At 65.8% G+C, this 25968-nt stretch carries 25 protein-coding genes and 1 pseudogene; 11 read left to right on the top strand and 15 right to left on the bottom strand.

The annotated features are described in order from the left end of the window. Window positions 1-3 precede the first annotated feature (3 nt). Together ACAG21_RS04635 and ACAG21_RS04640 are read right to left on the bottom strand one after the other, a co-directional pair. Window positions 4-1644: a DHA2 family efflux MFS transporter permease subunit gene (locus ACAG21_RS04635; RefSeq protein WP_370494816.1), complete on the bottom strand. Its 1641-nt coding sequence runs from the start codon at window positions 1642-1644 to the stop codon at window positions 4-6. Between the two features lie 226 nt (window positions 1645-1870). After that, window positions 1871-3490 (bottom strand): DHA2 family efflux MFS transporter permease subunit, encoded by a 1620-nt coding sequence (locus ACAG21_RS04640; RefSeq protein WP_370494817.1) that lies wholly within the window; start codon window positions 3488-3490, stop codon window positions 1871-1873. 233 nt (window positions 3491-3723) lie between these two features. On the opposite strand from ACAG21_RS04640, the gene ACAG21_RS04645 reads away from it, so the two are divergent. Continuing rightward, entirely contained in the window at window positions 3724-4428 is a 705-nt protein-coding gene (locus tag ACAG21_RS04645) for a DUF2334 domain-containing protein (RefSeq protein ID WP_370494818.1), read from the top strand. Between the two features lie 50 nt (window positions 4429-4478). After that, complete coding sequence (locus ACAG21_RS04650; protein ID WP_370494819.1) at window positions 4479-6146, top strand: FAD-binding dehydrogenase; 1668 nt, start codon at window positions 4479-4481, stop codon at window positions 6144-6146. Between the two features lie 86 nt (window positions 6147-6232). On the opposite strand, the gene ACAG21_RS04655 is transcribed toward ACAG21_RS04650, so the two are convergent. Beyond that, on the bottom strand, window positions 6233-6871 hold the full coding sequence (locus ACAG21_RS04655; protein WP_370494820.1) for an MBL fold metallo-hydrolase: 639 nt from the start codon (window positions 6869-6871) through the stop codon (window positions 6233-6235). On the opposite strand from ACAG21_RS04655, the pseudogene ACAG21_RS04660 reads away from it, so the two are divergent. The 3 genes and pseudogenes from ACAG21_RS04660 (at window position 6848) to purQ (ending at window position 8556) form a co-directional block, all read left to right on the top strand. After that, a pseudogene (locus ACAG21_RS04660) lies at window positions 6848-7581 on the top strand (ATPase). The gene ACAG21_RS04655 and the pseudogene ACAG21_RS04660 overlap by 24 nt on opposite strands. A 64-nt stretch (window positions 7582-7645) precedes the next feature. Beyond that, complete coding sequence (gene purS, locus ACAG21_RS04665) at window positions 7646-7885, top strand: phosphoribosylformylglycinamidine synthase subunit PurS (protein WP_370494821.1); 240 nt, start codon at window positions 7646-7648, stop codon at window positions 7883-7885. Continuing rightward, the gene (gene purQ, locus ACAG21_RS04670; RefSeq protein ID WP_370494822.1) at window positions 7882-8556 is read left to right on the top strand and encodes a phosphoribosylformylglycinamidine synthase subunit PurQ; all 675 of its coding nucleotides are present in this window, start codon (window positions 7882-7884) and stop codon (window positions 8554-8556) included. Before purS ends, purQ begins: the two co-directional genes overlap by 4 nt. Here the strand turns inward: purQ and ACAG21_RS04675 are convergent. Further along, complete coding sequence (locus tag ACAG21_RS04675) at window positions 8527-9948, bottom strand: wax ester/triacylglycerol synthase family O-acyltransferase (protein ID WP_370494823.1); 1422 nt, start codon at window positions 9946-9948, stop codon at window positions 8527-8529. The two genes, purQ and ACAG21_RS04675, sit on opposite strands and share 30 nt — an antisense overlap. Window positions 9949-10154: 206 nt before the next feature. Here ACAG21_RS04675 and ACAG21_RS04680 point away from each other — a divergent pair, with 206 nt between their 5' ends. Next, complete coding sequence (locus ACAG21_RS04680; RefSeq protein ID WP_370494824.1) at window positions 10155-10994, top strand: mycofactocin-coupled SDR family oxidoreductase; 840 nt, start codon at window positions 10155-10157, stop codon at window positions 10992-10994. Window positions 10995-10998: 4 nt separating this feature from the next. Here the strand turns inward: ACAG21_RS04680 and ACAG21_RS04685 are convergent, their stop codons facing one another. Beyond that, entirely contained in the window at window positions 10999-11805 is an 807-nt protein-coding gene (locus tag ACAG21_RS04685; protein WP_370494825.1) for a lysophospholipid acyltransferase family protein, read from the bottom strand. A gap of 143 nt (window positions 11806-11948) precedes the next feature. On the opposite strand from ACAG21_RS04685, the gene ACAG21_RS04690 reads away from it, so the two are divergent. After that, window positions 11949-13022 (top strand): NAD-dependent epimerase/dehydratase family protein, encoded by a 1074-nt coding sequence (locus ACAG21_RS04690; protein WP_370494826.1) that lies wholly within the window; start codon window positions 11949-11951, stop codon window positions 13020-13022. Here ACAG21_RS04690 and ACAG21_RS04695 read toward each other — a convergent pair. Next, window positions 13008-13472, bottom strand: coding sequence for a hypothetical protein (locus ACAG21_RS04695; RefSeq protein ID WP_342929010.1), 465 nt, complete (start codon window positions 13470-13472; stop codon window positions 13008-13010). The genes ACAG21_RS04690 and ACAG21_RS04695 overlap by 15 nt on opposite strands. Window positions 13473-13700: 228 nt before the next feature. Between ACAG21_RS04695 and ACAG21_RS04700 the strand changes: the two genes are divergently transcribed. Continuing rightward, complete coding sequence (locus ACAG21_RS04700; protein ID WP_370494827.1) at window positions 13701-14099, top strand: VOC family protein; 399 nt, start codon at window positions 13701-13703, stop codon at window positions 14097-14099. Here the strand turns inward: ACAG21_RS04700 and ACAG21_RS04705 are convergent. From ACAG21_RS04705 to ACAG21_RS04735, 7 genes are all read right to left on the bottom strand, one after another. After that, window positions 14093-14560 (bottom strand): cupin domain-containing protein, encoded by a 468-nt coding sequence (locus ACAG21_RS04705; RefSeq protein ID WP_370494828.1) that lies wholly within the window; start codon window positions 14558-14560, stop codon window positions 14093-14095. The genes ACAG21_RS04700 and ACAG21_RS04705 overlap by 7 nt on opposite strands. Window positions 14561-14574: 14 nt before the next feature. Then, window positions 14575-16026, bottom strand: a complete 1452-nt coding sequence (locus ACAG21_RS04710) for an NAD(P)/FAD-dependent oxidoreductase (protein WP_370494829.1) — start codon at window positions 16024-16026, stop codon at window positions 14575-14577. Between the two features lie 157 nt (window positions 16027-16183). Next, window positions 16184-16873 carry a haloacid dehalogenase type II gene (locus ACAG21_RS04715; RefSeq protein ID WP_370494830.1) on the bottom strand — a complete coding sequence of 230 codons (690 nt, stop codon included), beginning with the start codon at window positions 16871-16873 and terminating at the stop codon, window positions 16184-16186. A 42-nt stretch (window positions 16874-16915) separates the two neighbouring features. Further along, a complete protein-coding gene (locus ACAG21_RS04720; protein WP_370494831.1) occupies window positions 16916-17965 on the bottom strand; it encodes a zinc-binding dehydrogenase in 1050 nt (349 codons plus the stop codon). A 140-nt stretch (window positions 17966-18105) separates the two neighbouring features. Beyond that, the gene (locus ACAG21_RS04725) at window positions 18106-18762 is read right to left on the bottom strand and encodes a TetR/AcrR family transcriptional regulator (protein ID WP_370494832.1); all 657 of its coding nucleotides are present in this window, start codon (window positions 18760-18762) and stop codon (window positions 18106-18108) included. Then, window positions 18759-19460: a TetR/AcrR family transcriptional regulator gene (locus ACAG21_RS04730; RefSeq protein WP_370494833.1), complete on the bottom strand. Its 702-nt coding sequence runs from the start codon at window positions 19458-19460 to the stop codon at window positions 18759-18761. The genes ACAG21_RS04725 and ACAG21_RS04730 overlap by 4 nt, the downstream gene beginning before the upstream one ends. Before the next feature lie 78 nt (window positions 19461-19538). Further along, window positions 19539-20408 (bottom strand): alpha/beta fold hydrolase, encoded by an 870-nt coding sequence (locus ACAG21_RS04735; RefSeq protein ID WP_370494834.1) that lies wholly within the window; start codon window positions 20406-20408, stop codon window positions 19539-19541. Between the two features lie 177 nt (window positions 20409-20585). On the opposite strand from ACAG21_RS04735, the gene ACAG21_RS04740 reads away from it, so the two are divergent. After that, on the top strand, window positions 20586-22289 hold the full coding sequence (locus ACAG21_RS04740; protein WP_370494835.1) for an MOSC domain-containing protein: 1704 nt from the start codon (window positions 20586-20588) through the stop codon (window positions 22287-22289). 50 nt (window positions 22290-22339) lie between these two features. Here ACAG21_RS04740 and ACAG21_RS04745 read toward each other — a convergent pair whose 3' ends face one another. Both ACAG21_RS04745 and ACAG21_RS04750 read right to left on the bottom strand, forming a co-directional pair. Continuing rightward, the gene (locus tag ACAG21_RS04745) at window positions 22340-23140 is read right to left on the bottom strand and encodes a family 1 encapsulin nanocompartment shell protein (RefSeq protein WP_370494836.1); all 801 of its coding nucleotides are present in this window, start codon (window positions 23138-23140) and stop codon (window positions 22340-22342) included. Then, window positions 23137-24156, bottom strand: coding sequence for a Dyp-type peroxidase (locus ACAG21_RS04750; RefSeq protein ID WP_370494837.1), 1020 nt, complete (start codon window positions 24154-24156; stop codon window positions 23137-23139). Before ACAG21_RS04750 ends, ACAG21_RS04745 begins: the two co-directional genes overlap by 4 nt. Window positions 24157-24265: 109 nt before the next feature. Here ACAG21_RS04750 and ACAG21_RS04755 point away from each other — a divergent pair, with 109 nt between their 5' ends. Further along, window positions 24266-25534, top strand: coding sequence for a M18 family aminopeptidase (locus ACAG21_RS04755; protein WP_370494838.1), 1269 nt, complete (start codon window positions 24266-24268; stop codon window positions 25532-25534). An 11-nt stretch (window positions 25535-25545) separates the two neighbouring features. After that, window positions 25546-25893 (top strand): VOC family protein, encoded by a 348-nt coding sequence (locus tag ACAG21_RS04760; RefSeq protein ID WP_096290177.1) that lies wholly within the window; start codon window positions 25546-25548, stop codon window positions 25891-25893. The last annotated feature ends 75 nt before the right edge of the window (window positions 25894-25968 follow it).

Below are 25968 nucleotides of genomic sequence, written 5' to 3' on the forward strand. Positions count from 1 at the left end.
GGATCAGTCGGCCGGCGCTTCGGCCGGCTCGGGGTCTTGCGCCGGCTCCGGGCGCCGCATCGGCAGAAACGCGGCCGGGATGATCGTCAGCACCACCATCGCGACGGCCACCACGAAGACCGCTGTATACGCGTGGGAGAGGCCGTGCGTCACGTTGGTCGCGAACTCGGGGCCCATGGTTTTCCATGCCGATGATGAGGCTTCGATCGGCATGCGTTGCCCGCTGGCCTGCTGTTGGGCCGCGACGAGCTTATTTGCCGTCACCAGGGTTTCGTTGTGGTTGAACAGCTGCGTGAGGATCACGCCCAGCAACGCGGCGCCGATCGAACCGCTCACCTGTTGGTTGACCGTCACCAGCGTGGTGCCGCGCGCGACCTGATGCGGGGCCAGCGCCTGCAGGACCGCCGCCGACAGCGGCGTCGTGGTGCAGCCGACTCCCAGGCCCATGATGGCCAGCCCGATCAGCAGCGTCGGGTTGTACGCGGCCTCCGTGGCGACGCCATAGGTGAAGATGCCCAGACCCACCGCCATCGTGGGAAGGCCGATCAGCACCATCAGGCCGGGTCCGCGTTTGTCCATGAACGCCCCGGCCAGCGGCATCGTCAGCACCGCACCCAGGCCGACCGGGGCCAAATACATCCCGGAGTGCATCGGTGTTTGGTGCATCACCACCTGGAAGTAACTCGGTACCAGCAGTCCCAGCCCGACAAACGGGGCACCGAATACCAGCAGGGCGAGATTGGCCTGGGTGACCACGCGGTTCTTGAAAAGGCGGAGGTCGATCAGCGGATGGTCGGTGCGGAAGGAGTGCAGGACGAATGCCGCGACCAGCAGAAAACCCATAATCGTCGGCACCAACACGGCGGGATTGCCCACTGTGCCCTTTGCCGGGATCGATGAGACCCCGGCCAAAAAGAGCGTGACACCCGGCGGCAGCAGCAGCACGCTGACGATGTCGAGCTTTTCCGCCGGGGCCGGGCGATCCTTCGGAAAGGTGATTGCCGCGAGGACGATCGCGACCAGGCCGATGGGTAGGTTGATCAGGAAGATCCACTGCCAGCCGTAGGCGCCGACCAGCCAGCCGCCCAGGATGGGCCCGCCGATCGGGCCGAGCAGGATTGGAATTCCCCCGATCGCCATGAGCCGACCGACGCGCTTCGGGCCCGCCTCATGAGTCAGGATCACGAAGCTCAGCGGCATCAACATGCCGCCGCCGATACCTTGAACCACTCGAAAGACGATGAGCAGCAAGATGGTTGGCGATATCGCGCACAGCAACGAGCCCAGCATGAACACCAGGACCGAGCCGATGAAGAGCCGTTTGGTGCCGAATCTGTCCGCCGCCCAACCGGTCACCGGGATGACGGTCGCGAACGCGAGCATGTAGGCCGCCACGGTCCAGGAGACGACGGCCTGGGTGGAATTGAACTGTGTGACGAAGGTGCCTTGAGCGACCGCGACGACGGTGCTGTCGAGCACCGCCATCACGGCGGCCAGCCCGCAGATGAAGACGACGCGCATCAGCTTGGCGTCGAGCTTGTCGGGGTAGTCGCGGCCTGCCGCGGCGCTGTGTCCGGCGGAGGCGAGGGGGATCGCGACGTTGGGGGCTGCGGAACGCGCGCCTTCCATAGCGTCGCTGAGCATACGGCCGAGCATAACGAGACGACCGCGCCATTTGGTCGCTTTGCCGGTATTACCGACCCGTTAAGCCCGGGCCCACGGGCCGCGATCCGACCTTGCCGAAGGCTCGGCGGTCATCGTCTCGACACCCGCGCGGACGAATTCGACCCGTCCCCAATCAGTGCGACAGCAGCATTTTCACGAGATCGTGCAAAGGTGGTATCGGTGCTGCTCGACAGGCCGATTGAGGCTATTCGGCGGCAGTTTGGACGGCGGGCTTTTTGGGCAGAAACGACGCCGGGATGATGGTAAAAGCAACCAATATCACCGCGACCACGAATACCGACGTATAGGCCTGCGAAAGGTCATGCAAGAGATTGGCCGAAAATCCGGGTGCGAGTGACTGATGTGGTATCTGTGACGGATCGACCGGCACGCCGCTGATCGCTGCCTGCTGCTGTAGCGCCGCAAGTTTGTTCGCCGCGACGATGTCGGGGCTCCGGTCGAATTGGTCGGTCAGGATCATGGCCATCAGCGCGGTTCCCACCGAGCCGCCCACCTGGTGGCTGACGCTCATCAGCGTGGTGCCGCGGGCGATTTGGTGCGGCGCCAAGGCCTGCACCGAAGCCACCGACAGCGGCATCATCGTGCATCCCATCCCCAGTCCCATGATCGTCAGCGCGATCAGCAGGGTGGGTGCATATCCGGCATGTCTGGCCACACCGATAGCGAACGTGCCCAGGCCGGCGATGATCATCGCGATGCCGGCCAGCACGTATTTGCCCGGCCCATGTCGATCCACGAGCGGACCGGCCAATCGCATCGTCAGCATGGCGCCGAGTCCCTGCGGGATCAGGTGCACCCCGGCTTGCATCGGCGTCTGGTGTAGCACCTGCTGGAAATAACTCGGCAGCAGTAGACCGGCGCCGAAGAATGCGCCGGCGAACAGCAACATCGTCACGTTGGCCCGGGTGAGGACCGGGTTCTGGAACAGATGCAGATCGATGAGGGGATGATCGGCGCGGCGCAATGCGTGCACCACGAACGCGGCGATCAACGTCAGGCCGATGACCGCGGGTATCAGGACGCGACGGTCGGCGACCGTTCCGCAGCGCGGGATCGACGACACCGCGAACAGGAACGTCGCCAACCCGGGTGAGAGCAACAGCCCGCCGATGACGTCGAACGTTTCCGAGCGCGTCGGGTGATCGCGCGGGAACACGATCCAGGCGAGGATGAACGTGGCGAGCCCGACCGGCAGATTGATCAGGAAGATCCACTTCCAACTCGAAGTGTCGATCAGCCAACCGCCCAGGATCGGGCCGGCGATCGGGGCGAGCAACATCGGAATGCTCAATATCGACATCAGGCGACCCAGTCGCCCTGGGCCGGCTTCGCGCGTCATGATCATGAATCCGAGCGGCATCAGCATGCCGCCACTGATGCCCTGCACGACGCGAAATATGATGAGCTGCAATATCGTTGATGCCAGCGCGCACAGCAGCGAGCCCAGCACGAACGCCACCACCGAGCCCATGAAGAGCCGTTTGGTGCCGAACCGGTCGGCCGCCCAGCCGGTCAGTGGGATCACGGTTGCCAACCCGAGCGTGTAGCCGGTCATCGTCCACGCGACGACAGCCTGGCTGGACCCGAACTCGGCGATGAAGGTGCGTTGGGCGACGGTGACGACGGTGACATCCAGGATCGCCATGATGGTGGCCAGCAGACACACACCGGAAATCCGAAGCAGCGGGGCGTCTAGTTTGTCCGGGTAAACACGTTCCTCGGCGCCCAGCAGCCCGGCGGGGGCGGTGGGCAGCGCGGCGTCGCCCGCTGCAGAACGGGCCTTCTCCATGGCGTTGCTTAGCATATCGAATCGTTTTGCGATCGCGACGCTGGTCCGCGTTTGCTCACGACGAGTCGGCCGCGCGGTCCGTGCGCCAGCGTGCAACGCCGGGTGGCGGACATCACGTAAACGGCCCAACTACGTTGCGGCGAAAGCCGTATCGGGGCCGCGAGTGACATCTGGCATACGCGTCGATATACGCCTGTAGTCTGCGTGTCCTTCACCATCCCGACACCTGCGCTCGTCAAACTGCGGTTGTGTCTGGAAAACTGATCGTCTCGGTTTCAGGGATAGGCGAGCGCACCCTGGACGACGTCGAGGCGTTCTGCGCACAAATGGATTCCCGCAAGGTGCCGGTTTCGTTGCTGGTCGCTCCGCGGCTGTCCGGTGACTATCGGCTGGACCACGATCCGCGCACCGTCGAATGGCTGACCGCCCGGCGCGCCGGCGGCGACGCCATCGTGCTGCACGGCTATGACGACGCCGCCACCAAGAAGCGGCGTGGGGAGTTCGCCATCCTGCGGGCACACGAGGCCAACCTGCGGCTGATGGCCGCCGACCGGGTGCTCGAACACCTCGGACTGCGTACCCGGCTCTTCGCCGCACCGGGCTGGACCGTCTCGCCGGGCGTGGTTACGGCATTGCCGGGCAACGGTTTCCGGTTGTTGGCCGATCTGCACGGGATCACCGACCTGGTCCGTCACGCCACCGTGCGCACCCGGGTACTGGGCATCGGAGAAGGATTCCTCACCGAGCCGTGGTGGTGCCGCATGGTGGTGCTGTCCTCCGAGCGGATCGCCCGTCGCGGCGGCATCGTGCGGGTCGCGGTTGCGGCTCGCCAGTTGCGCAAGCCGGGGCCGTTGCAGGCGATGCTGGACGCCGTCGACCTCGCTTCGATGCACGGGTGCACGCCGACGGTCTACCGCTGGCGGCCCGACAAGGCGATTCTCGACGCGGCCTGACCTAAGCCATCTGATTAATCGCTGCGGCCCGGGCACTACCCTGATCCGACATGGGCGATTCTTCGGCAGCCGGCTTCGCCGCTGACGCGATTGTTGTCGGGGCCGGCCTCTCCGGGTTGGTGGCCGCCTGCGAGTTGGTGGACCGCGGCTTGCGGGTGCTGGTCCTTGATCAGGAGAACAGCGCCAACCTCGGGGGTCAGGCCTTCTGGTCGTTCGGTGGTCTGTTCTTCGTCGACAGCCCCGAGCAGCGCCGGCTGGGCATTCGGGACAGTCACGAGCTCGCGTTGCAGGACTGGTTGGGCACAGCGGCTTTCGATCGCGAAGAGGACTACTGGCCACGGCAGTGGGCGCATGCCTACGTGGATTTCGCGGCCGGGGAGAAGCGCAGTTGGCTGCGCGAACGGGGCCTGAAACTATTTCCATTGGTCGGCTGGGCCGAGCGCGGCGGCTACAACGCGCAGGGGCATGGCAACTCGGTGCCCAGGTTCCACATCACCTGGGGCACCGGCCCGGCCCTGGTCGACATCTTCGCGCGGCAACTGCGGGATCGCTCCACGGTCCGCTTCGCGCACCGGCACCAAGTCGACGAATTGATCGTCGAGGCCGGTGCGGTGACCGGTGTCCGGGGTACCGTGCTCGAGCCTTCGACCGAACCTCGCGGCGTGTCGTCCTCGCGAAAGGCTTTGGGGCAATTCGAGTTTCGTGCGTCCGCGGTGATCGTCACCAGCGGCGGGATCGGCGGCAACCACGATCTGGTGCGCAAGAATTGGCCGAAGCGAATGGGTCGCGTGCCCGAGCAGATGCTGAGCGGCGTGCCGGCCCACGTGGACGGCAGGATGATCGGCATTTCTCAGCGGGCTGGGGCCCGCGTGATCAACCCCGACCGGATGTGGCACTACACCGAGGGCATCACGAACTACGACCCGATCTGGCCGCTGCACGGCATCCGGATCATCCCGGGCCCCTCGTCGCTGTGGCTGGACGCGGCCGGCAACCGGTTGCCGGTTCCGCTGTATCCCGGGTTCGACACGCTGGGCACGCTGGAATACATCACTAAATCCGGGTACGACTACACCTGGTTTATCCTGAACGCCAAAATCATTGAGAAGGAATTCGCCCTGTCCGGGCAGGAGCAGAACCCGGATCTGACCGGGCAGAGCGTGCGCGAGCTGGTGCGCAATCGGGCCAGCTCTGGGCCGCCCGGACCGGTCCAGGCGTTCATCGATCGGGGTGTGGACTTCGTCAGCGCGGATACGTTGGGCGAGTTGGTAACCGGCATGAACAAGCTGCCCGACGTGGCCCCGCTGGACTATGCCACGGTGGAGGCGGAGGTGACCGCCCGCGATCGTGAGGTCGCCAACAAATTCACCAAAGACGGTCAGATCACCGCGATCCGCGCCGCCCGCGGGTATCTGGGCGACCGGCTGGGCCGAGTGGTGGCACCGCACCGGTTGACCGATCCGAAAGCCGGGCCGATGATCGCGGTCAAATTGCACATCCTGACGCGAAAGACGTTGGGCGGCATCGAGACCGACCTGGGTGGGCGAGTCCTCACCGACGGCGGCACCCCGCTGACCGGACTGTACGCGGCCGGCGAGGTGGCCGGGTTCGGCGGCGGCGGTGTGCACGGTTACCGCGCCCTGGAGGGCACCTTCCTGGGCGGCTGCATCTTCAGCGGCCGCGCCGCCGGTCGCGGTGCCGCCGACGACATCAGCTAGCGCGCGAGCGTCACTCGCCGAATGTCACGCCAGAGTGACGGTGAACCGCGAACGTCGCGCTGGCGTGACGCTCGGAGCCGCGGACGTCAGAAGGTGACCGCGCTTTCCTCCGGCAGCACCTGGAAGTCGGTGTCGGTCATCTCGGTGAAGCGGCCGTAGTAGATACCCCGCGCCTCGGGGGCGACGATGCCCTGGTGGATGGGCACCGCCCGGGTCGGGGACACCGCGCGCAGGTAATCGATCGCCTCGGAGATCTTCATCCACGGCGCGGCCGCCGGTGCGGCCAATACATCGACCGGCTCGTCGGGCACGAACAGGGCGTCACCGGGATGCATCAACCGCGCGCGGTGGTCGCCGTCGTCGACCAAATACGAAAGGTTCTCTATCACAGGGATTTCCGGGTGAATCACCGCATGCTTTCCGCCGAGCGCCCGAATCCTCAGTTCACCGACCGTCAGCTCGTCGCCGGCGTGCACCACCTGGAAGGGCGCGTCGAGCTGCGCCGCGGTCTGCGAGTCAGTGTAAAGGGCCGCACCGGGGTTGGCCTCGATCAGCGCCGGCAGTCGCGCCGGGTCGACATGATCCGGATGCTGGTGTGTGATCAGAATGGCGTCCAGGCCGGTGATGCCCTCGAAGCCATGCGCGAAGGTTCCGGGGTCAAAGAGCACGCTAGTGTGATCGAACTCGGCAAGTAGGCAGGAATGCCCGAAATGCGTCAGTTGCATGCCTACGATTGTGCCCTGACGGGGGTGGTCGTGTGCGGGTAGTTTTCGCGACGATACTGGTCGCCGGCGGCCTGGTGGCCGCCCTCATCTTCGTGGTCCCGGCCTCGGCCGAACCGGAGGCCTGTCCGCCGACCTGTGACCAGATCCCGGCCACCGCGTGGATACAGCAGCGCGCCGTGCCGCTGAACTCCGCCTACAACTGGCCCGCGCTGGCGGGCCTGGCGGTGCAGGTGACCGGGGCGGGCAACGGGCCGCGGTTCAGGTTCGAGGAGCTGTGCGCCACGCAGCCGTTGGCGCAGGACCCGCGCGCCTCGGCGGTGGCGGCCCGCGCGAGCGTGGACCATCCGGACGGCCAGTGGCAGCTGAAGGCCCAGATCGTGCACTGGCGCGGTGATACCGCCCGTGGCGGCGCGATCGCCTCCTCGGTGTTCGGCCATGCCGTCGCGGTGCTGCGCGGCTGCCAGCTGGGCGCGCCGCTGCAGTCACCGTCGATCACGACCGACGAACCGAACCGGATGGCCGCAGTGATCAGCGGGCCCGTGGTGATGCATACCTACCTGGTCGCACACGTCGCGAGCAGCACGATCAGCGAGCTGACGCTGTGGTCTACCGCCCCGCCGCAGGCGCCGTGGCCCTCGATGGCGGACAACCAGGTACTGGACTCCATGACGGCCCCGCTGTGCGAGGCGTATATCGCCTCGTGCCCGTGAGCCGCGTCCGGCAACGGCCGCCGGTAGAGTTGGCGCCGACAGCGACTCGTCAGGAGGAACGCCGGTGGCGCGGGTGATCGTTCATGTGATGCCCAAAGCGGAGATTCTCGATCCGCAGGGTCAGGCGATTGTCGGCGCGCTGGGCCGACTCGGACATCACGGGATCTCAGATGTCCGTCAGGGCAAGAGGTTTGAGCTCGAGGTCGACGATACCGTCGACGATTCGGTGCTCGCCGAGATCGCAGAGTCACTGTTGGCCAACACCGTGATCGAGGACTGGACGATCAGCCGGGAAGTGCTATGACGGCGCGGATCGGCGTCATCACCTTTCCCGGCACGCTGGACGACGTGGACGCCGCTCGTGCGGTGCGCCGCGTCGGCGCCCAGCCGGTGAGCCTGTGGCACGCCGACGCCGACCTCAAGTCGGTCGATGCGGTCGTGGTGCCGGGTGGGTTCTCCTACGGCGACTACCTGCGGGCCGGCGCGATCGCTCGCTTCGCCCCGGTGATGTCGGAAGTGGTCTATGCGGCGGCTCGCGGTATGCCGGTATTGGGGATTTGCAACGGTTTTCAGGTGCTGTGCGAGACCCGCCTGTTGCCCGGGGTGTTGACCCGCAACGCGGGTCTGCACTTCATCTGCCGCGACGTGTGGCTTCGGGTGGCATCCAACTCGACGGCGTGGACGTCGCGCTTCGAACCCGACGCCGACCTGCTGGTCCCGCTGAAATCGGGCGAGGGCCGCTACGTGGCGCCGGAGAACGTGCTCGACGAGCTCGAGGGCGAGGGAAGGGTCGTGTTTCGATACCACGAGAACATCAACGGCTCGATGCGCGGCATCGCCGGCATCAGCTCGGCCAACGGCCGCGTTGTCGGGCTGATGCCACACCCCGAACATGCCATCGAAGCGTTGACGGGCCCCTCCGATGACGGGCTGGGTTTGTTCTATTCAGCGCTGGACGCCGTGCTCGCCGCTTGACATATTTTGCGCGGGAAGTCCTGCGGCACTGCGCAATTCGATGAAGGCTTGGGCCATGGCGTCGGTCGCTTCATGCGGGTCTTCGAACGTCTGATCATCGGTGAGTACCGCGATCCCTAGGCTGTCGACGTAGCTCCACACGGTGATATTGACCGGCGCGCCCGGCGATAGCACCCCGGTGGAGTAGATCTCCGTGACGGCGGCGCCACCGAAATGGCCGCGCTCACGCGGCCCCACCACGCTCGAGACCGCCACGTTCATCAGCCTGTTCGGCACGTCGTGGCGGCCGAGCCACCGGAACGCGGCCGGGGCGAATGCCGTCGGCAGATAGGCCATCATCCGGCCGTAGAGTTCGGGACCCATGATTTCGAGGTCTTCCTTGGCGATCCGCGTCGCCAGTGAGACCAGCCGCGCCCGCTCGGCGGGATCGGCGATGTGGACCGGCAGCGAAATCATCAGACCGCTGATCTCGTTACCGGTGATGCGGTCCGACTTGTCGGTGGCCGTGGGCACCGAAGCAATGATCGGGCGCTGCGCTTGGCCGTCGTAGCGCAACAGCAGCATGCGCAATCCGCCGGTGGCTATGGCCAGGACCATGTCGTTGACCGTGCTGCCCAAGGCCTTGGCGGTCGCCTTCACCTCGGCTAATGGCAGCGTCACGCTGGCGAAGCGGCGTTGTGGGGACACCACGTGGTTGAGGAAGGTCGACGGTGCGGCGAAGGCATCGGCCAGATCCGGGTGATCCCCGCGTTCTTTGGACCGGCGCCGCACCCGGCTCATGCCCACCGCGGCGTCCTTGATCAGTCCGGGCAGCTCCACAATCTGGCGGACATGGTCTCTCGCGGCCGCCCACAGCAGATCACCCTTCGTCGCCGTGCTGCCCGCCTCGTCGTTGTCGCGCTCGTCTTGCACCGGACCCTTGAGATCCATCGCACGTGCCAGCAGGTTGACCGAGGCGACGCCGTCGGCCAACGCGTGGTGCACCTTCGCGATCAACGCGAATCGGCCTTCGGCAAGCCCCTCGGCGCAATGGAACTCCCATAGCGGGCGGCTGCGGTCCAGCGGCGTGGACGCCACCCGCCCGATGACATCGTCCAGTTCGCGCCGCCCGCCCGGGGCGGGCACCCGCACGCGGCGCACGTGGTAGTCCAGGTCGACGTCGCAATTCTCTTGCCACATCGGGTGGTGAAGTTGGCCGGGGATGTCGACGAGCTTGTAGCGCAACGGTTCCAACAGGTGCAGCCGACGGCGCACGTGCAGGCGGAAGGCCTCGAAGTTGAATTCACCGTCGAAGTCGGACGGGTCGAGTATCGCGACTTTCAGCGTGTGCGTGTGCAGGTTCGGCGTCTCGCTGTAGAGCAGCATGGCATCCATGCCATTGAGTCTTTTCATACGTCACCTCGCCGTGTCGGCGCGACCTGAAGACAACGATCGATGCGTGCCGCTGAGAGACACCGCCTCCCTCCTGGTAGGAGAGGAGTCGTTGTCGGGGTCCGTGCGCAGGCGCACGATCGAGGGGGCCGTGCCGGGGGGAGGCGTCGAAGTCGCTTGGACCACACACGGCCACAGAAGTTTTCGGCGATCTGGGGAGGAAGCCAGTGATCCCAACAAGTACTGGCCTGCAGGGCCGGGTCGCGCTGGTCACCGGGGCGGCGCGCGGGCAGGGACGCGCGCATGCCCTTCGGCTTGCCGACGAAGGCGCGGATATCATCGCCGTGGATGTGTGCGCTCCCGTTTCCACCACCATCCGCTACCCGGCCGCTACTTCCGACGAACTGGTGGAAACGGCTCGGGCAGTGGAGAATTCGGGGCGAAAGGCACTGGTTCGCGAAATCGATATCCGCAATCTGGCCGACCAGGAGCAGCTGATTGCCGATGCGATCGATCAATTCGGCAGACTCGATGTCGTCGTCGCCAATGCCGGTGTGCTGAGCTTCGGCCGGTTGTGGGAGCTGTCCGAAGACGAATGGGACACCGTGATCGACGTCAATCTGAGTGGCACCTGGCGCACCTTGCGCGCCGCGGTGCCGGCGATGATAAGGCTCGGCAACGGCGGGTCGATCATCATCATCAGCTCGACCACCGGCCTGAAGGCCACACCCGGTAACGGGCATTACTCCGCGTCCAAACACGGCTTGGTCGGGCTGACCAATTCGTTGGCGGTGGAATTGGGGGAGTACGGCATCCGGGTCAATTCCGTCCACCCGTACGCGGTGACCACACCGATGGGAAGCTCCGAGGAGATGCTGACGTTCCTCGCCGAGCACCCGGCCTACTTCCATAGCTTCTCCCCGATGCCGTTTCGTGCGCCGGGCACTCCAGAGGAATTCCTGGCACCCGAGGACGTGTCGGATGTCGTCGCCTGGCTCGCCGGAGACGGGTCCGCGAACATGTCGGGCAGTCAGGTCGTTGTGGATCGCGGCCACCTGAAGCATTAGCCGGCTAGCCCAGGATGGGGAAACGGCGCTGGGCGGCCAGCCGCTTGAGCGCGGCTTCCATCACCGAGCGCACGTGGGCGTCGACCTCGTCGATATCAGGGTCTTTACCGAACTCGGCGACGACGTCGATCGGCTCGAGCACGTCGGTGACGATCTTGGAGGGCAACGGCAGGTTCGGCGGAAAGATGACGCTCAGCCCGAACGGGAACCCGAAGCTGACCGGCAGAATGTCCATGCGGGCCTTGGTGATTCCGAGCTTGCGGGCCAGCCAGTTGCCGCGGGTCAGGAACAGCTGGGTCTCTTGGGCGCCGATCGAGACGGTCGGCACGATCGGCACTGCGGCTTCGATGGCGGTGCGCACATAGCCGGTGCGCCCGTTGAAGTCGATGGTGTTCGCGCTCAGTGTGGGCCGATAGGAGTCGTAGTCACCGCCCGGAAAGACCAACACGACCGCGCCCGAATGCAGTGCGGTGGCAGCATTTTCGCGGCTGGCTTCGATAACTCCCACCCGGCGTAGCCAGCCGTCCAGCGGCCCGAGGAATACGCCGTAGTGGGCCAGGGTGTACACCGGCCGGTCGTAACCGAATTTGTCGTAGAAGGCTGACGAGAAGATCAGTACGTCGGGCGTGAAGATGCCGCCGGAGTGGTTAGAAACCACCAGCGCCCCACCGGCCGGCGGAATGTTGTCCAGGTTTCGGACTTCGGCCCGAAACCAGCGATTGACCGCCGGGCCGACGGTGTTGCGCACCTGTTGCGTGAACGCCGGATCCCATTTGGCGGTTTCGAGGCCGTCTTCGTCGGCGTCGCCCATCGCGATTCCCCCGCGGTTGTGTTCTTGCTATTAGTTGCCAGCGCGAGGCCGTTCCCCCTGGGCACACCGCGTGTGACATACGGTACTCTCTGTCTGGGAGAATGTCATATCCGTTTGCTGTGGATTCCACGCATCGGGGGGAAATGGCCGAAGTTGTTCTGGTTACCGGTGGTTTCGGGTTGGTGGGCTCGCAGACCGTGCGCCAGTTGGTTGCCGACGGCCACCGCGTCGTCGCGACCGATCTCGGCACGTCTGCACAGCGCAGGGCGGCGCGGTCGTTATCCGATACAGCCACCGTGCGGTGGGCGGATCTGACCGACCCGGCCGAGGTCGATCGCCTCGTGGCCGACACCACCCCGACCGTGATCATCCATCTGGCCGCGATCATTCCACCCGGCATCTATCGGCAACCGAAACTGGCCAGGCGGGTCAACGTCGACGCGACCGCAGCGCTAGTGCGCGCGGCCGAGGCCTGCCGGCATCCGGTGCGTTTCGTTCAGGCCTCGAGCAACGCCGTGCACGGGTCGCGCAACCCGCGCCGGCACCGCGAGTGGTTGCGGGCGGACACCCCGGTGCGACCGTCGGACCTCTACGGCGCGCACAAGGTCGAGGCTGAGGAGCTGGTCCGCACCTCGGGCCTGCCATGGGTGATCCTGCGGCTGGCCGGAGTGCTGAGCGTCGATCTGGGTGCCATGCCGCTGAGCCTGGACGCACCCTTCCTGGAAAGCGCGTTGCCGACCGACGGACGCATTCACACCGTCGACGTCCGCGACGTCGCGGTCGCGTTCTCTGCGGCGACGACCGCGGACGTGGTCGGCGAGATCCTGTTGATCGGCGGCGATGAGTCGCATCTACTGCGGCAGTGCGACGTCGGCAAGACGCTGGCGGCCTCGCGGGGTCTGGTCAACGTTCTGCCCGAAGGGCGCCCGGGTGACCCCGACAGCGACGAGGACTGGTACGTGACCGACTGGATGGATACCGCCCGCGCGCAACAGGCGTTGCGCTTCCAACGCCACCCCTGGCCGGACATGGTGGCGGAGATGCGCGCGGCGGCGGGCTGGCAGCGTTATCCGATGCGGCTGCTTTCTCCGATCGTTCGCCAAGTTCTCAAACGTCGCGGCGCATACCGGAAATCACCGGCCGGCCATGCGGACCCGTGGGGCGCGATCCGAGCCGAGTTCGGTGAGCCCCGGCCGGACGGCTCAGCCGGCGTCTAACACCAACGGCTGCGAGGGGCATTCGGCGACCGAGTCCACATCGGCGAAGAACTCGATCGCGGCAGCGATGGTGTGGTCGATGTAGGTCGCGAAGTCGTCGAAGTCGACGGGCTCCCGAACTTTGCGGGAGCTGCGCGCCAGGACGCCGACCCGCTGTGGATCGGAGGACCCGTGGACGGTCACCACGACGTCGCGGCTGCGCCGGTTCCACGAGTCGGCAAGCTCTGCCAGCTCGTCACCGTCGGCGGCGGGGAAGAAGCACCCGGGCGTGACTTGAATCGTGAACTCGTCGCGGTGCCAACGAGAGATCCCGAGGTGGACATGCAGCCGTCGCGGGCGGGTGTTTGCGACGTAGAAGAATTCACCGTCGTGCTGGCCGCGGAAATAGCGGCTGCCACGGGTGCACAGGTAGCGTTCGATCAAGTCGGCGGACAACGCCTCAGTCGTCATGAGAATAATGGTGAGGCCTGCGGCTTTACGGACCCTTTGAGTCGAGCGATGTGTCGGCAAAGAAACTGGTGAGAATTTGCTGAGTATGTAACGATACAGTCACGCGAAGTGAACTGCCCTGCAACGGAATACGACTGAATCGTTCAGGTCGGCGCCGCCCCCGCGGAGTCAGCTCGCGCCGGCCGCGATCAGTAGTCTCGTTCTCAGGTGGCGCTAGGAGGGTTGAAGATGGGGTTCGCGGTGCAACGGTTCGACCACATTGTGGTCAACTGCAACGATATCGAGGCGACCGCGGCGTGGTACGAGCGAGTGCTCGGCATGACGCGTGAGACGTTCGGTCCGTCCGGTCGTACCGCGCTGAGCTTCGGAAATCAGAAGATCAACCTGCGGCCGGTCGGCGCGCTTGCCGACGATCCGGACTGGGTGACCGGGGCAGTCGAAGCGGCGGGCTCCGAAGACCTGTGCTTCATCACCGATGCCGGCCCCGACGAGGTGCGTGCGCACCTGCAGGCATGCGGTGTCGAGATCACTGCGGGACCGGTCATCAAGACCGGCGCGCTAGGTCCGATGACCTCACACTACTGCCGGGACATCGACGGGAATCTGGTCGAAATCGCGGTCTACTGACCGCTTTCGAGCGGGTAGAGCGCGGGCAGATTGACCACGATCGCCTCCTGGCTGCTGCGCGCGATCACGACCTCCGCAATCGTGTCCGGGTCGGGATTCTCTTCTCGGTGCGGCAGGTACGGCGGGATGAAGACGTAGTCGCCGGGAGCGGCGGTGATGCGCACCTCGTCGACGCCGTCGTGAAAGACGAACTCCGGGTGGCCGCTTCGCACATAGATCGCGGTCTCGGACTCGCCGTGATGATGGTTGGAGGAGACGGTCTCGGGCAGCGCGTGGGTTTCACCCATCCACAGCTTCTCGGCGCCGACCGACTTACCGGACAGGGCCGCGAAGCGCCGCAGTCCTTCCGATTGTGCGGTGTCGGAACTGATGTCCGATGCCTTGATATGGTGCACCCGGCCCTGCGGCACCTGCTGCTTGGCGTCGTCGAAGTCTGGGTGAAATCCGTCAGCAGTGGCCATCTGCGCTCCTGTCGCTACTCTCGGTCGTCCGAATCCCGGTAAGCCTCAAGGAGTCTCAGCCAAAGTTCACTGATCGTCGGAAAGCATGGCACCGCATGCCAGAGCCGAGCGATAGGAATCTGGCCGGCGACGGCGATGGTGGCAGAGTGCAACATTTCGGTGGCACCCGGACCGACCAAAGTCACCCCGAGCAAATAACGCTGATCCTCCTCGACCACCATACGCGCTCGGCCACGATAGCCGTCTGCGTGAAGTTTGGCGCCCATGACGGCTTCACCGATGTCAATGTCGACGGTGCGCACCCGATGACCGGCCTGCACGGCCTGCTCAGCCGTCAGGCCGACGGCGGCCGCCTCGGGATCAGTGAAGAAGGCTTGCGGTACCGCAAAATGATCGGCAGTCGTGGCATGTGTACCCCAGGGCTCGGTATCCAGCGGTGTGCCCGCGGCCCGGGCCCCGATCGCCGCGCCGGCGATGCGCCCTTGGTACTTGCCCTGATGCGTCAGCAATGCGCGGTGGTTGACGTCGCCCGCCGCGTAGAGCCAACCGTCCGAGACGGCTTTCACTCTGCAGGTGTCGTCGACGTCGAGCCAGCTTCCCGGGTCCAGGCCCACCGTTTCCAGGCCGATGTCGTCGGTGAGCGGTGCGCGGCCCGTGGCGAAAAGCACCTCGTCGAACTGCAATTCGGTGTTGTCGTCGAGTTCGAGGGTCACCGGTCCGGCCGGGTCAGACCGGCGAAGTGTCCGCACAGATACACCGAGGCGCAGATCCACACCCGCGTCTTGCAGTCCCCGGCCGATCAACTCGCCCACAAAGGGTTCCATCCTCGGCAGCAGTCCCGATCCCCGAGCCAACAGCGTCACCGAGGCACCCAGGCCATGCCACGCGGTTGCCATCTCGACCCCAACTCCGCCGCCGCCGACGACCGCGAGGCGCCCCGGGACGTGGCTGCTGTCGGTTGCCTGACGGTTTGTCCATGGCCGGGCCTCGACGATGCCGGGAAGATCGGGCAGCGCGGAACGACTTCCGGTGCAGATCACGACCGCGTGCCGGGCACGCAGCGTGACATTCTCGCCGCCGGTCACCGACACGGTGACTTCTCGCGCCCCGCCCAACCGGCCGTGCCCGCGCACCAGCGTGGCACCGATTCCGGCCACCCAGTCGGCCTGGGCGCTGTCGTCCCAGTTGGTCACATAGCGGTTGCGTCGCCCGAACACACCGGATGGGTCGATCGGCCCCGTCACCGCCTCGCGGGCGCCGTCGACGCGCCGGACATCGGCCAGGGCCAGGACCGGGCGCAACAGTGCTTTGCTGGGTACGCAGGCCCAGTAGGAACATTCACCTCCGACGAGTTCGCGCTCCACCACCGCGACCTGCAGGCCCGCGGCCCGGGCGCGCTCCGCGGCATTCTGACCAATGGGTCCGGCCCCGAGCACCACCACGTCGAATTCTGCATCGGATGCCATCGTCGGAATCGCCTTTCGTTCGGTTTCGTCTCAATGTGTTGCGTGGCCCTCGAACGGCTGGACGCAATGTGGTGATTAGCCGGTGACATGGTGAAAACCCTGGTGAGGCAAACGATGACGCGAGTCATTCGGGCGCCGGCTCGCTGCATGGCGGGACTCAGCTCGACCCGGCGACGAGCCGGCCGGCCAGTTGGTACAGGTCGTCGACCACCATCGTCGGCTGCGGCAGTCCCTCGGCCCGCAGCGGGGAATTGCCCGGGCGGGTGACGAGCGCGGAGCTCAACCCCACATTCTGCGCGCCGAGTAGATCCCATACGTGGGCGGCCACCATCATGCAATCCGCGGGCGCCACACCGAGTGCCTCGCAGGCGTGCCGGTAGACCAGGGGTGACGGCTTGAAGGCGCGACACGATTCCACGCTGAGCTGTCGATCGAAAAGGGACGCAAGCCCGGCATTGTCCAGCGGCGTCGCGACACCGGCCCGGTGTGGTGAGTTCGTCAGCGTCACCAGCCGAAAACCGTTGTCGCGCAGCGTAGCCAGCGATTCTGCGGCGTCGGGGTGCGCCGGCATGGTGCGCATCTGCTCTTGCAGGCGACCCGCGTCGGCGTCGGTGACCTGCACCCCGTGCGTGTGCGCCAGCATGTGCAGTACACCGCGACCGAGGGTGAAGAAGTCGACATAGCAGTCGGCCATCGTGGCCGTCATCGAGTACGTGACGAGCTGGCCGAACCACTCACGAAGCACCCGCTGGTCACCGAACAACTCCCCGAAAAGCGGTGCGAGAGAATCGATATCGATCAACGTTTCGTTCACGTCGAAAATGAGGACAGACGGCGTCGTCGGCATGCCCAATGTTTTCCCAACTCCTGATCGGTGTCCAGTCCGCGGCTAGTCCATCACCACGACGATCTTTCCGCCGGCCTCTCCCGACTCCGCCACCCGGTGCGCCTCGCGAATCTCGCTGAACGAGAAGACTCGCGCCGGCTTCGCGTCGAGCTTGCCGTCGGCGACCTCCTGGGCGATCTCGCTCAGCGGTATGTTCGACACCTCGAAGCCCGGGTTTCCAAAGACGGGACTGGCGAAGAAGGAGAAGTTCACGCCGCTGGCCATGCGTGCCAGCGGGTTGAAGTCACCGATCGGGGCGAGTCCGCCCAGCCATCCGGCAAGACACGCGGTGCCGCCTACACGCAGCATGTCCAGGGAATCGAGGATGGTGCTGTTGCCGACCAGGTCGAGCACCGCATCGATGTGTTTGGCCTCGGCGATGTGAGCCGCGAGGTCGGGCCTTTCCAATTCGGCGCGAGCGGCGCCGAGTTGCTTCAGCATCGGAAAGCGCTGCTCGCTGCGCGCGGTAGCGATGATGTTGGCTCCGGTGATGACTGCCATCTTCAGGGCCGCCTGGCCCAGCGCCGACGTCGCGCCCCGGATCAGCAGTGTCTGTCCGGCTTCCAGTTTGAGATTGCGAAACAGGCAAGTCCAGGACGTCGCATACGTTTCCGGCAGGGCCGCCAGTTGCGACCACGGCAGGTCGGATTCCATCAGGGTGACGTTTGCCGCGCGGACCCGGGTGTATTCCGCATAGCTTCCGTTCACCGTTCGGCCCAGGCCGCCCATCAGTGCGGCGACCTTGGCGCCGACCGGGAACTCGCCACCCGGGCACGAGTCGACGATGCCGACGCATTCGATGCCGCTGACTTCGGCCGCTTCGGCCCACTCGCCGCGGCGCATGTGTATTTCGGCGTGGTTGACGCCGAAGGCCTTGACCTTGACGACTACTTCGCCGACCTTGGGCAGTGGTTTCGGGATCTCCGTGTGGACCAGGCGGTCTAGACCTCCGAACCCGGTCAGGATGATCGCGCGCATCGTGTCCCCGCCGGGTTGCTCGCGTACCACTGCGGGAGCGGTCGGCAGTGCGGTCGCATGGCTGGTGGTGGTCATGACATGCCTCTTTGCAATCTTCAGTCAGACGTTGGACATCGACGCGCGATAATATTGGGCCGTATGACCCATTATTATGGGCCGTTCAGCCCAAAATTGTCCAGCCCGGGCGCAGCGGTGCATGGGTCAGGATGCGTTGTTCAGGATTTGCGCTTGTGCGACAATCGCTTTCGGCGCCGCTGATCGACCTCGAAGGAACGCACATAGTCGACGGCGGCATTGACGGCGACCCGCAGCGGTTCGGCCTCACCGGTGGCGTGCGTGATCATCGCGCCGCCTTGATGCGCGACGACCAGCGAGGCGGCCAGATGTCGCGGGTCCGCGTCGGCGCGCAGATCGCCGCGCCGGCGCATCGCGTCGATGCCGGTGCGGAACAGGTCGAGCCATTGGTCGTAGCCGTGCGCAAGGTCGTCGCGAACTTCGTCGTCGGCCTCGATCAGTTCGCCGGCCAGTGACCCGTAGACGCATCCGTTCAGCCGATACACGGTGTCGATGTTGTCCACGCAGGCGTCGGCCCAGGCCTGCAGCGCCTCGATGCTGTCGAGGCCTGCGAGTCGGGGTTGGGTGTGAAATTCGATGACCTCATTGCGTCGCGCGGCGATGACCTCACGGGTCAGGTCGCGTTTGTCGTGGAAGTAGTGCGACATCTGCGACCCGCCCACCCCGGCGGAGCTACGTACCTCGTCGATGCTGGTGTTGGCCACGCCGCGCTGGAACATCAACCGGGCGGCGGCCTGGACAATGCGCGCCCGCGTTGCCTGTCCCTTGCGGGTGAACCGAGGCCTTCCCTCAGTCATGTTGCTGCCCTTGACTTTCCCCGCTGTCCGCGCGGGCGTCGCGCGGGCCGGGGCATGCGTTCGTCGGCATCGGCGGCAAACATGCGCAGGTAGTTGACCGCGAACCGGGTGGCATCGGCATGCGGCCACGCCGCCCGATAGGTGAAGGCCAACGTGCCGCCGCCCTGGTGGGCGCAGACGATGGCCAGCGCCAGTTGCCGTGGATTGGCGCCGGCGGTCAGGACCCTGGTGTCTTTCATCCGTTGGATGGCGAGCTCGAGCAGCTCCACCCACTGCCAGTAACCCGCCGCCAAGGTGGCGCGGGTCTGGTCGTCGGACTTGGCCAGCTGCGCGGTCAGCGCATGGTAGGTCGGTGTGCCACCGGAGGTGCCGATCCGGCGCAGGTACCGCATGTTCAGATCGATCCATCGCTCGAAGTCGTCGAACGAGTCCAGGTCGCCGAGCGTGGGCTGGCGATGGAAGTCCAGAACGACGCCGATCTGGCGTCTGATCACCGCGCGAATCAATTCGCCCTTGTCGGCGAAGTAGTGGGCGAGCTGAGAGCCGCTGACCGACGCGGCCTTACGCACATTGTCCATGTTGGCGGCCGACAGGCCTTCGGTGACGATGAGCTGGGCTGCGGCCTGCACAATCCTGTCGCGGGTGGCACGCCCCTTGGCGGTCAACCGTTGTTCGTGCTGAACATCGGGATGGGCCATCGCGTCAGGCTAACTCGCGAACGCCGCTGATTATGGGATATGCAGCCCATTGCTAACCGCGCCGCCCGCGAACCCCGGTTAGGCGGGCACGCGAGCCTCGAGGAAGTTGCGGATCAACCCGGTGACTTCGTCGAGGGCGGACTCCAGCAGGAAATGCCCGCCGTCGAGCAGATGAATCTGCGCATCGGGCAGGTCGTCGGCGAACGCTTCGGCGCCGGCGGGCCCGAAGATCTCGTCGCCGCGGCCCCACACCGCGAGCAGCGGAACCCCGGTGGTGCGAAAGTACTCGTGCACCCGGGGATACATCGCAGCGTTGGTGGCATAGTCGCGGAACAGCTTTAGCTGCACCAGGTCGTTGCCGGGCCGCGATAGCAGCGCGAAGTCGTGATGCCAGCACTCGGGGTCTACGAGGGTCTCGTCGGGCACGCCCGTGACGTATTGCCAGCGGGTCGCGTCCAAAGTGAGAAATTGGCGTATCGGGGCCTCGGTCTCCGCGGTCGGGTTGGCCTGGTAGGCCCACACGGTCTTCCAGAAACTCTCCACGAACCCGGCGTCGTAGCCGTTGCCGTTCTGGCTGATGATCGCCGTCACGGCGGACGGCTGACGCAGCGCCAATCGCCATCCGATCGGGGCGCCGTAGTCCTGCAGGTAGATTGCGTACCGATCGAGCCCGAGGCTGCGCAGCAGGCCCGCGGTCAGGTCGGTCAGCGCATCGAAGGTGTAGTCGAACTCGGTGACGGCCGGGGCGTCGGAGAACCCAAAGCCCAAATGATCGGTGGCGATCACGTGGTAGCGGTCGGCCAGCGCCGGAATCAGGTGCCGGAACATGTGGGAGCTGGTCGGAAACCCGTGCAAGAGAACCAACGCCGGCTTACCCACGTCCCCGGCCTCACGGTAGAACAGCCGATGGCCGTCGACGGTTGCGAAACGATGATGAACAGCGGGCATGGGATTCCTCCTGCGGCACGTGGGTTCGTACGACCGCGCCATCCACAATTTTGGGATGTATATCCCAGTATGCATCACCGGGTCAGCCGGCGTGGTCGCCATCCCGGTTGACCCGCCGGTTACCCCGGAATACTCTGGCCGATTGTCACAATCTGTGGCCGCGTGGAGGAGACGACCGTGGGCAGTCTCGTGTCGGTGAATGTGGGCATGCCCAAGAACGTGCGGTGGCACGACAAGACCGTCTATACCGGGATCTGGAAGACGCCGGTCGAGGGTCCGGTCATGGTGCGACGCCTCAACATCGACGGCGACGCACAGGGTGATCTCGGCGGTCATGGCGGTGAGCAACGCGCGGTCATGGTCTACCAGACCGAGTCGTACGGCTTTTGGAAGAACTACCTCAAGCGTGACGATCTGGTTCCGGGCCATTTCGGCGAAAACTTCACCATCACCGGGCTATCCGACTACGACGTCTGCATCGGCGACCGCTACCGCATCGGCGACGCCGAATTCGAAGTCACCCAACCACGGGTCACCTGCTTCAGGGTTGGGCTAAGGCTTGACGAGCCGGAGATGCCCAACCTTCTTGTCGCCCAACATCGTCCAGGGTTCTACTTCCGCGTGATCACCGAGGGCCGCGTCCAGGCCGGCGACGAAATCGTGCGAACCCGCCGCGGCCGCCACGAGCTCAGCGTCGCCGATGTCGACGCACTGCTGTATCTGCCGAACAAAGATGCCGATACGCTGCGCAAGATCGTCGACGTCCCGGCACTGAGCCCCGGATGGCAGCAATCCTTCAACGACATGCTCGCCTCGGCGACACAGTCGGGTCCCGCCATCGGAGTCGAGCCGGGGTGGAACGGGTTTCGGCCGTTGCGGGTCACGGCAACACAGCGCGAGAGTCCGTCGGTGCTGTCGATCCGCCTCGCGGCCGACGATGGTGTCTCGCTGCCCCCGGCACTGCCGGGGCAATACCTCACGGTGCGCATTCCCGGGGCCGGCGATCCGGTACCGCTGCGCAGCTATTCGCTCTCGGGCGACCCCGCCGCGGGCGATCATTACCGCATCAGCGTCAAGCGGGAAGAGCGTGGCTTGGCCAGTCGATGGCTGCATGCGCACATCGAACCCGGATGGGTCATCGAAGCGGCGGCGCCGCGCGGCGATTTCTACCTCGCCGACGACGACCGGCCGGTGGTCTTGATGTCGGCGGGAATCGGCATCACCCCGGTCTTGGCGATGCTGCACGCACTCGCGGCGGCCCGCAGCGCCCGCGACATCTGGTGGTTGCACACCAGCCGCAATCGCGAAACTCAAGCTTTCGCAACCGAAGTCACGAGCCTGATCGAGTCGTTGCCGCATGCTCGCCAGCAGGTGTTCTACACCGAGACGCAGGGGCGTTTGGATTCGCCGGCCGTAGCGGCGCTGGGACTGCCGGCCGATGCCGCGGCATATCTCTGCGGCCCTACCCAATTCATGACCGATATGCGTGAGGCGCTGGCGGCCGCGGGTCTCGACACGACGCGTATCCACAGCGAGCTGTTCGGTGCACTGCCGCCGATCAACCCCGGTGTCGTCGACGGTGCTGCGCGCACGCCCCCACACCCACCGGCCGGGCCGCCGGGGACCGGGCCGTCAATTACCTTCGCCCGCAGCGGACTTACCGCCGCCTGGTCGCCCGACTACGGCACCATCCTCGATTTCGCCGAGGCGTGCGACGTGCCGACTCGTTTCTCCTGCCGAAGCGGTGTCTGCCATATGTGCGAGACGGGCGTCGTGACCGGCACCACGAAATACGTCCAGACACCGCTGGAGCCGCCGCCATCGGGAACGGTGCTGGTCTGCTCCGCGGCTCCGGCCAGCGACCTGGTGCTCGATCTCTGAGCGCCTGACACCCCGCTGAGCGGCGAAAGCTGTTGTGGCGAAACGACTCCCTATGTGCTCAGCGCGACCGATGCCTCGGCGGTGTAACACAGGAACGTCAGGGTTTCCTGCAGGTACAGCTGCACGGAGTCGGCGTCGTGGCTGGTGTAGCCGATGGAGACGTCGGTGCCAAGCTGTAGATCGAAGTCGCCGCCGCGGGTGGTCAGCACGAACGCACCGTCGATGGCGGGCGCCCAGATGATGTCGCCGTTGACCAGCCGGTTGATGTGCTCGAGGATCGGATAGCCGTGCTCGGTGGTCTCGCTGACCTTGGTGTAGATGTCGGCAGACAGCAGAACCGAATACGGGCCGTCGACGCCGGCCAGCCGCAGCTCGGACAAGGCCTGCGTGATGATGTCGGGAATCGCGCGCGGGTCGTCGGGCACCGTCAGTGCGGGATTCGAGCTGCAGCTGCGGATCCCGTCGATCGACGCGGCGGGGTAGCCCTCGAAGATGGCGCGGTCCTCGACGAAGGCCAGCTTCTTGGCGGCGGTTTTGACCGGATCCCAGTCGGAGTCTTGCGAACCCCGCTCGACATCGTCGATCTCGTCGCGCGACAGGGTGAATGGAACCCGCAGGCGGACAAGCGGTTTGCTGGCCCGCAGATGCGCGATCACGCCTTCGGTGGGTGCCTGCACGTCGTCCAGACGTCCGGTGCTCACCGCGGCGGTGACGGGACCGCCGGGCTCGCTCACGTCGACCACCCGGCGTCCCGCGATGTGCCGTTTAAACGTCCGGGTCGCTTCCAATTCGATTTCGGCCCAGGCGACGTCGGTGATCGGCGCTAGTTCGCGGTACAGGTTGTTCTTCATTGAGTGGTTCCTTTCAGGCTGCCGATCGACAGTACGCCGTCGTTCGCCGTCGGTGGTTCCGGTCGCTCGGTCTCGAGTGGCGCGGGAAGGGGTGGTGGATCGTCGAGGAAGTCGACGGTCGGGGAGAAGAACAACCCGCCGGTGACGGCGGTGGAGAAGTCCAGGATGCGGTCGGTGTTGCCGGGCGGATCGCCAATGAACATATTGCGCAGCATCCGTTCGGTGACTTCCGGTGTGCGCGAATACCCGATGTAGTAGGTGCCGAACTCGCCGGCGCCGAGTTCGCCGAATGGCATGTTGTGCCGGATGATCTTCAGCTCGTTGCCGTCGTCGTCTTCGATGACGTTGAGCGCGACATGCGAGTTGGCCGGCTTCACATCGTCGTCGAGTTCGATGTCTTCCAGTTTGGTCCGGCCGATCACCCGCTCCTGCTCGGTCACCGACAGCGATTCCCATGCCGTCATGTCGTGTAGGTATTTCTGCACGTGGACATAGCACGAGCCGGCGAAATCAGCGTCCTCATCGCCGATTGTGCTCGCGCTGATAGCGATTGCGCCGTCGGGGTTTTCGGTGCCGTCGACAAAGCCCAGCAGGTCGCGGTTGTCGAAGAATTTGAAACCGTGCACTTCGTCGACGACGGTGACCGCGCCGGCCATCGACTTGAGGATGCGGCCGGCCAGTTCGAAACACACGTCCATCGTCTCGGCCCGAATGTGGAACAACAGGTCGCCGGCGGTGGCAGGCGCGGTGTGCCGCGGTCCGTTCAGCTCGATGAAGGGGTGCAGTTCGGCGGGCCGTGACCCGCCGAACAACCGATCCCAGGCCGCCGAGCCGATTGAGGTGATCGCCGACAGGCGTTTGGCCGGGTCGCGAAAGCCGATGGCGCGCACCAGCCCCGAGATGCCGGGCAGCGCGTCGTGGACGGTCGCTTCGCCGCCGTCGTCGATGGTGACCACCAGAAAAATCGCGGCAGGCGTCAACGGAGCGAGGATGGGCTGGGGCTGAACCGTCGGCACTCTGCCGACCCTAGCGTGGCGACGGCGAGCGCGGGAAGTGCGCGAGTAAGGATCCGCGCATTCAGCCCCAGCGTGAACTACGCGGTGCCGAACAGCCATGATGATGAACATGTCGGCCAGCGCCGCAGGCCTCTGCGAATTCATCGACGCCTCTGCGTCCCCGTTCCATGCCTGCGCGACGGCCGCGAGCCGGCTGTTCGCCGCCGGCTACACCGAACTCCGCGAAGCCGACCCCTGGCCCGCAGGTCCGGGGCGCTTCTTCACCGTGCGCGCGGGGTCACTGGTCGCCTGGAACACACCCGGCCCCGGCGGTGCGTTCCGGATCGTCGGAGCGCACACCGACAGCCCAAACCTGCGGGTCAAGCAACATCCCGACCGCGTCGTCGCCGGCTGGCAGGTGGTGGCACTGGAGCCTTACGGTGGCGCGTGGCTCAACTCGTGGCTGGACCGCGATCTGGGGATCAGCGGCCGATTGACGGTGCGGGACGGCTCGGCGCTCGACCATCGGCTGGTCCGGATCGACGACCCGATCCTGCGCGTGCCGCAGCTGGCCATCCATCTGGCCGAGGACCGCAAGTCGGTGACCCTGGACCCGCAGCGCCACGTCAACGCGGTCTGGGGCTCGAACGCACAAAGTGACCAAGCACGTGGATTCGTGGACTACGTGGCCGAGCGCGCCGGGGTCGCACCGGGCGATGTGCTGGCCGCCGACCTGATGACGCACGACCTGACACCGTCCACGGTGCTCGGCGCCGACGCGAGCCTGCTCAGCGCACCCCGGCTGGACAACCAGGCCAGTTGTTATGCGGGCTTGGAGGCGCTGCTGAGTGCCGAGCCGCTGGGCAACGTGGCGGTGTTGGTGCTGTTCGACCACGAAGAGGTCGGGTCGTCGTCGGACCATGGTGCACAGTCCAACCTGCTGAGCACTGTGCTCGAACGCATCGTGCTGGCGTCCGGCGGCAGCCGGGAAGACTTCCTGCGGCGCCTGCCGGTATCGCTGCTGGCCTCGGCGGACATGGCGCATGCCACTCACCCGAACTACCCGGAGCGGCACGAGCCCGGCCACCTGATCGCCATCAACGGCGGACCGGTGCTCAAGGTGCATCCCAATCTGCGCTACGCCACCGACGGACGAACCGCGGCGGCGTTCGCGCTGGCGTGTGAGCAGGCCGGGGTGACCCTGCAGCGCTACGAGCATCGCGCCGACCTGCCGTGCGGTTCGACGATCGGGCCGCTGGCCGCGGCGCAAACCGGCATCCCCACCGTCGACGTCGGCGCGCCTCAGCTCGCGATGCACTCGGCACGCGAGCTGATGGGCGTGCACGATGTGGTGGCGTATTCCGCTGCGCTGCAAGCGTTTTTGTCGCCGGAGGCATAGGGTTTCGCAATATGGCACTCCACGTGGAAATGATCACCATCGACTGCAGCGATCCGGCGACGTTGGCCGGTTGGTGGGCGGACCAATTCGGCGGCACGACACACGACTTGCTCGCCGACGAATTCACGGTGGTGACGTTGTCTGAGGGGCTGCAGCTCGGGTTTCAGAAGGTGCCAGATCCCACTCCCGGCAAAAACCGCGTGCACCTGGATTTCGGTGCTGCGGACGTGGACGAAGAGGTGTCGCGGCTGACGGCCGCGGGAGCCACCGAGGTGGGTCGGCACAGCTTCGGCGATGATTTTCGCTGGGTAGTACTGGCCGACCCCGAGGGCAATGTGTTCTGCGTGACCCGTCAGTAGCGCGATACGCCGTCGAACAGCGCGTCGACGAGCGCGTCGAGTTGTTCTGTCCGGCCGACGCCGAAAGCGTCCGCC

The sequence above is a fragment of the Mycobacterium sp. pR1184 genome (assembly GCF_041287235.1).
Classification (GTDB): Bacteria; Actinomycetota; Actinomycetes; order Mycobacteriales; family Mycobacteriaceae; genus Mycobacterium.

What these genes read in the sequence shown, in the direction of transcription:
- ACAG21_RS04635 (WP_370494816.1), bottom strand. Translation starts at nt 1,644, where the DNA reads ATGCTCAGCGACGCTATGGAAGGCGCGCGTTCCGCAGCCCCCAACGTC.
- ACAG21_RS04640 (WP_370494817.1), bottom strand. Translation starts at nt 3,490, where the DNA reads ATGCTAAGCAACGCCATGGAGAAGGCCCGTTCTGCAGCGGGCGACGCC.
- ACAG21_RS04650 (WP_370494819.1), top strand. Translation starts at nt 4,479, where the DNA reads ATGGGCGATTCTTCGGCAGCCGGCTTCGCCGCTGACGCGATTGTTGTC.
- ACAG21_RS04655 (WP_370494820.1), bottom strand. Translation starts at nt 6,871, where the DNA reads ATGCAACTGACGCATTTCGGGCATTCCTGCCTACTTGCCGAGTTCGAT.
- purQ (WP_370494822.1), top strand. Translation starts at nt 7,882, where the DNA reads ATGACGGCGCGGATCGGCGTCATCACCTTTCCCGGCACGCTGGACGAC.
- ACAG21_RS04675 (WP_370494823.1), bottom strand. Translation starts at nt 9,948, where the DNA reads ATGAAAAGACTCAATGGCATGGATGCCATGCTGCTCTACAGCGAGACG.
- ACAG21_RS04685 (WP_370494825.1), bottom strand. Translation starts at nt 11,805, where the DNA reads ATGGGCGACGCCGACGAAGACGGCCTCGAAACCGCCAAATGGGATCCG.
- ACAG21_RS04690 (WP_370494826.1), top strand. Translation starts at nt 11,949, where the DNA reads ATGGCCGAAGTTGTTCTGGTTACCGGTGGTTTCGGGTTGGTGGGCTCG.
- ACAG21_RS04695 (WP_342929010.1), bottom strand. Translation starts at nt 13,472, where the DNA reads ATGACGACTGAGGCGTTGTCCGCCGACTTGATCGAACGCTACCTGTGC.
- ACAG21_RS04700 (WP_370494827.1), top strand. Translation starts at nt 13,701, where the DNA reads ATGGGGTTCGCGGTGCAACGGTTCGACCACATTGTGGTCAACTGCAAC.
- ACAG21_RS04705 (WP_370494828.1), bottom strand. Translation starts at nt 14,560, where the DNA reads ATGGCCACTGCTGACGGATTTCACCCAGACTTCGACGACGCCAAGCAG.
- ACAG21_RS04710 (WP_370494829.1), bottom strand. Translation starts at nt 16,026, where the DNA reads ATGGCATCCGATGCAGAATTCGACGTGGTGGTGCTCGGGGCCGGACCC.
- ACAG21_RS04715 (WP_370494830.1), bottom strand. Translation starts at nt 16,873, where the DNA reads ATGCCGACGACGCCGTCTGTCCTCATTTTCGACGTGAACGAAACGTTG.
- ACAG21_RS04720 (WP_370494831.1), bottom strand. Translation starts at nt 17,965, where the DNA reads ATGACCACCACCAGCCATGCGACCGCACTGCCGACCGCTCCCGCAGTG.
- ACAG21_RS04725 (WP_370494832.1), bottom strand. Translation starts at nt 18,762, where the DNA reads ATGACTGAGGGAAGGCCTCGGTTCACCCGCAAGGGACAGGCAACGCGG.
- ACAG21_RS04730 (WP_370494833.1), bottom strand. Translation starts at nt 19,460, where the DNA reads ATGGCCCATCCCGATGTTCAGCACGAACAACGGTTGACCGCCAAGGGG.
- ACAG21_RS04735 (WP_370494834.1), bottom strand. Translation starts at nt 20,408, where the DNA reads ATGCCCGCTGTTCATCATCGTTTCGCAACCGTCGACGGCCATCGGCTG.
- ACAG21_RS04745 (WP_370494836.1), bottom strand. Translation starts at nt 23,140, where the DNA reads ATGAAGAACAACCTGTACCGCGAACTAGCGCCGATCACCGACGTCGCC.
- ACAG21_RS04755 (WP_370494838.1), top strand. Translation starts at nt 24,266, where the DNA reads ATGTCGGCCAGCGCCGCAGGCCTCTGCGAATTCATCGACGCCTCTGCG.
- ACAG21_RS04760 (WP_096290177.1), top strand. Translation starts at nt 25,546, where the DNA reads ATGGCACTCCACGTGGAAATGATCACCATCGACTGCAGCGATCCGGCG.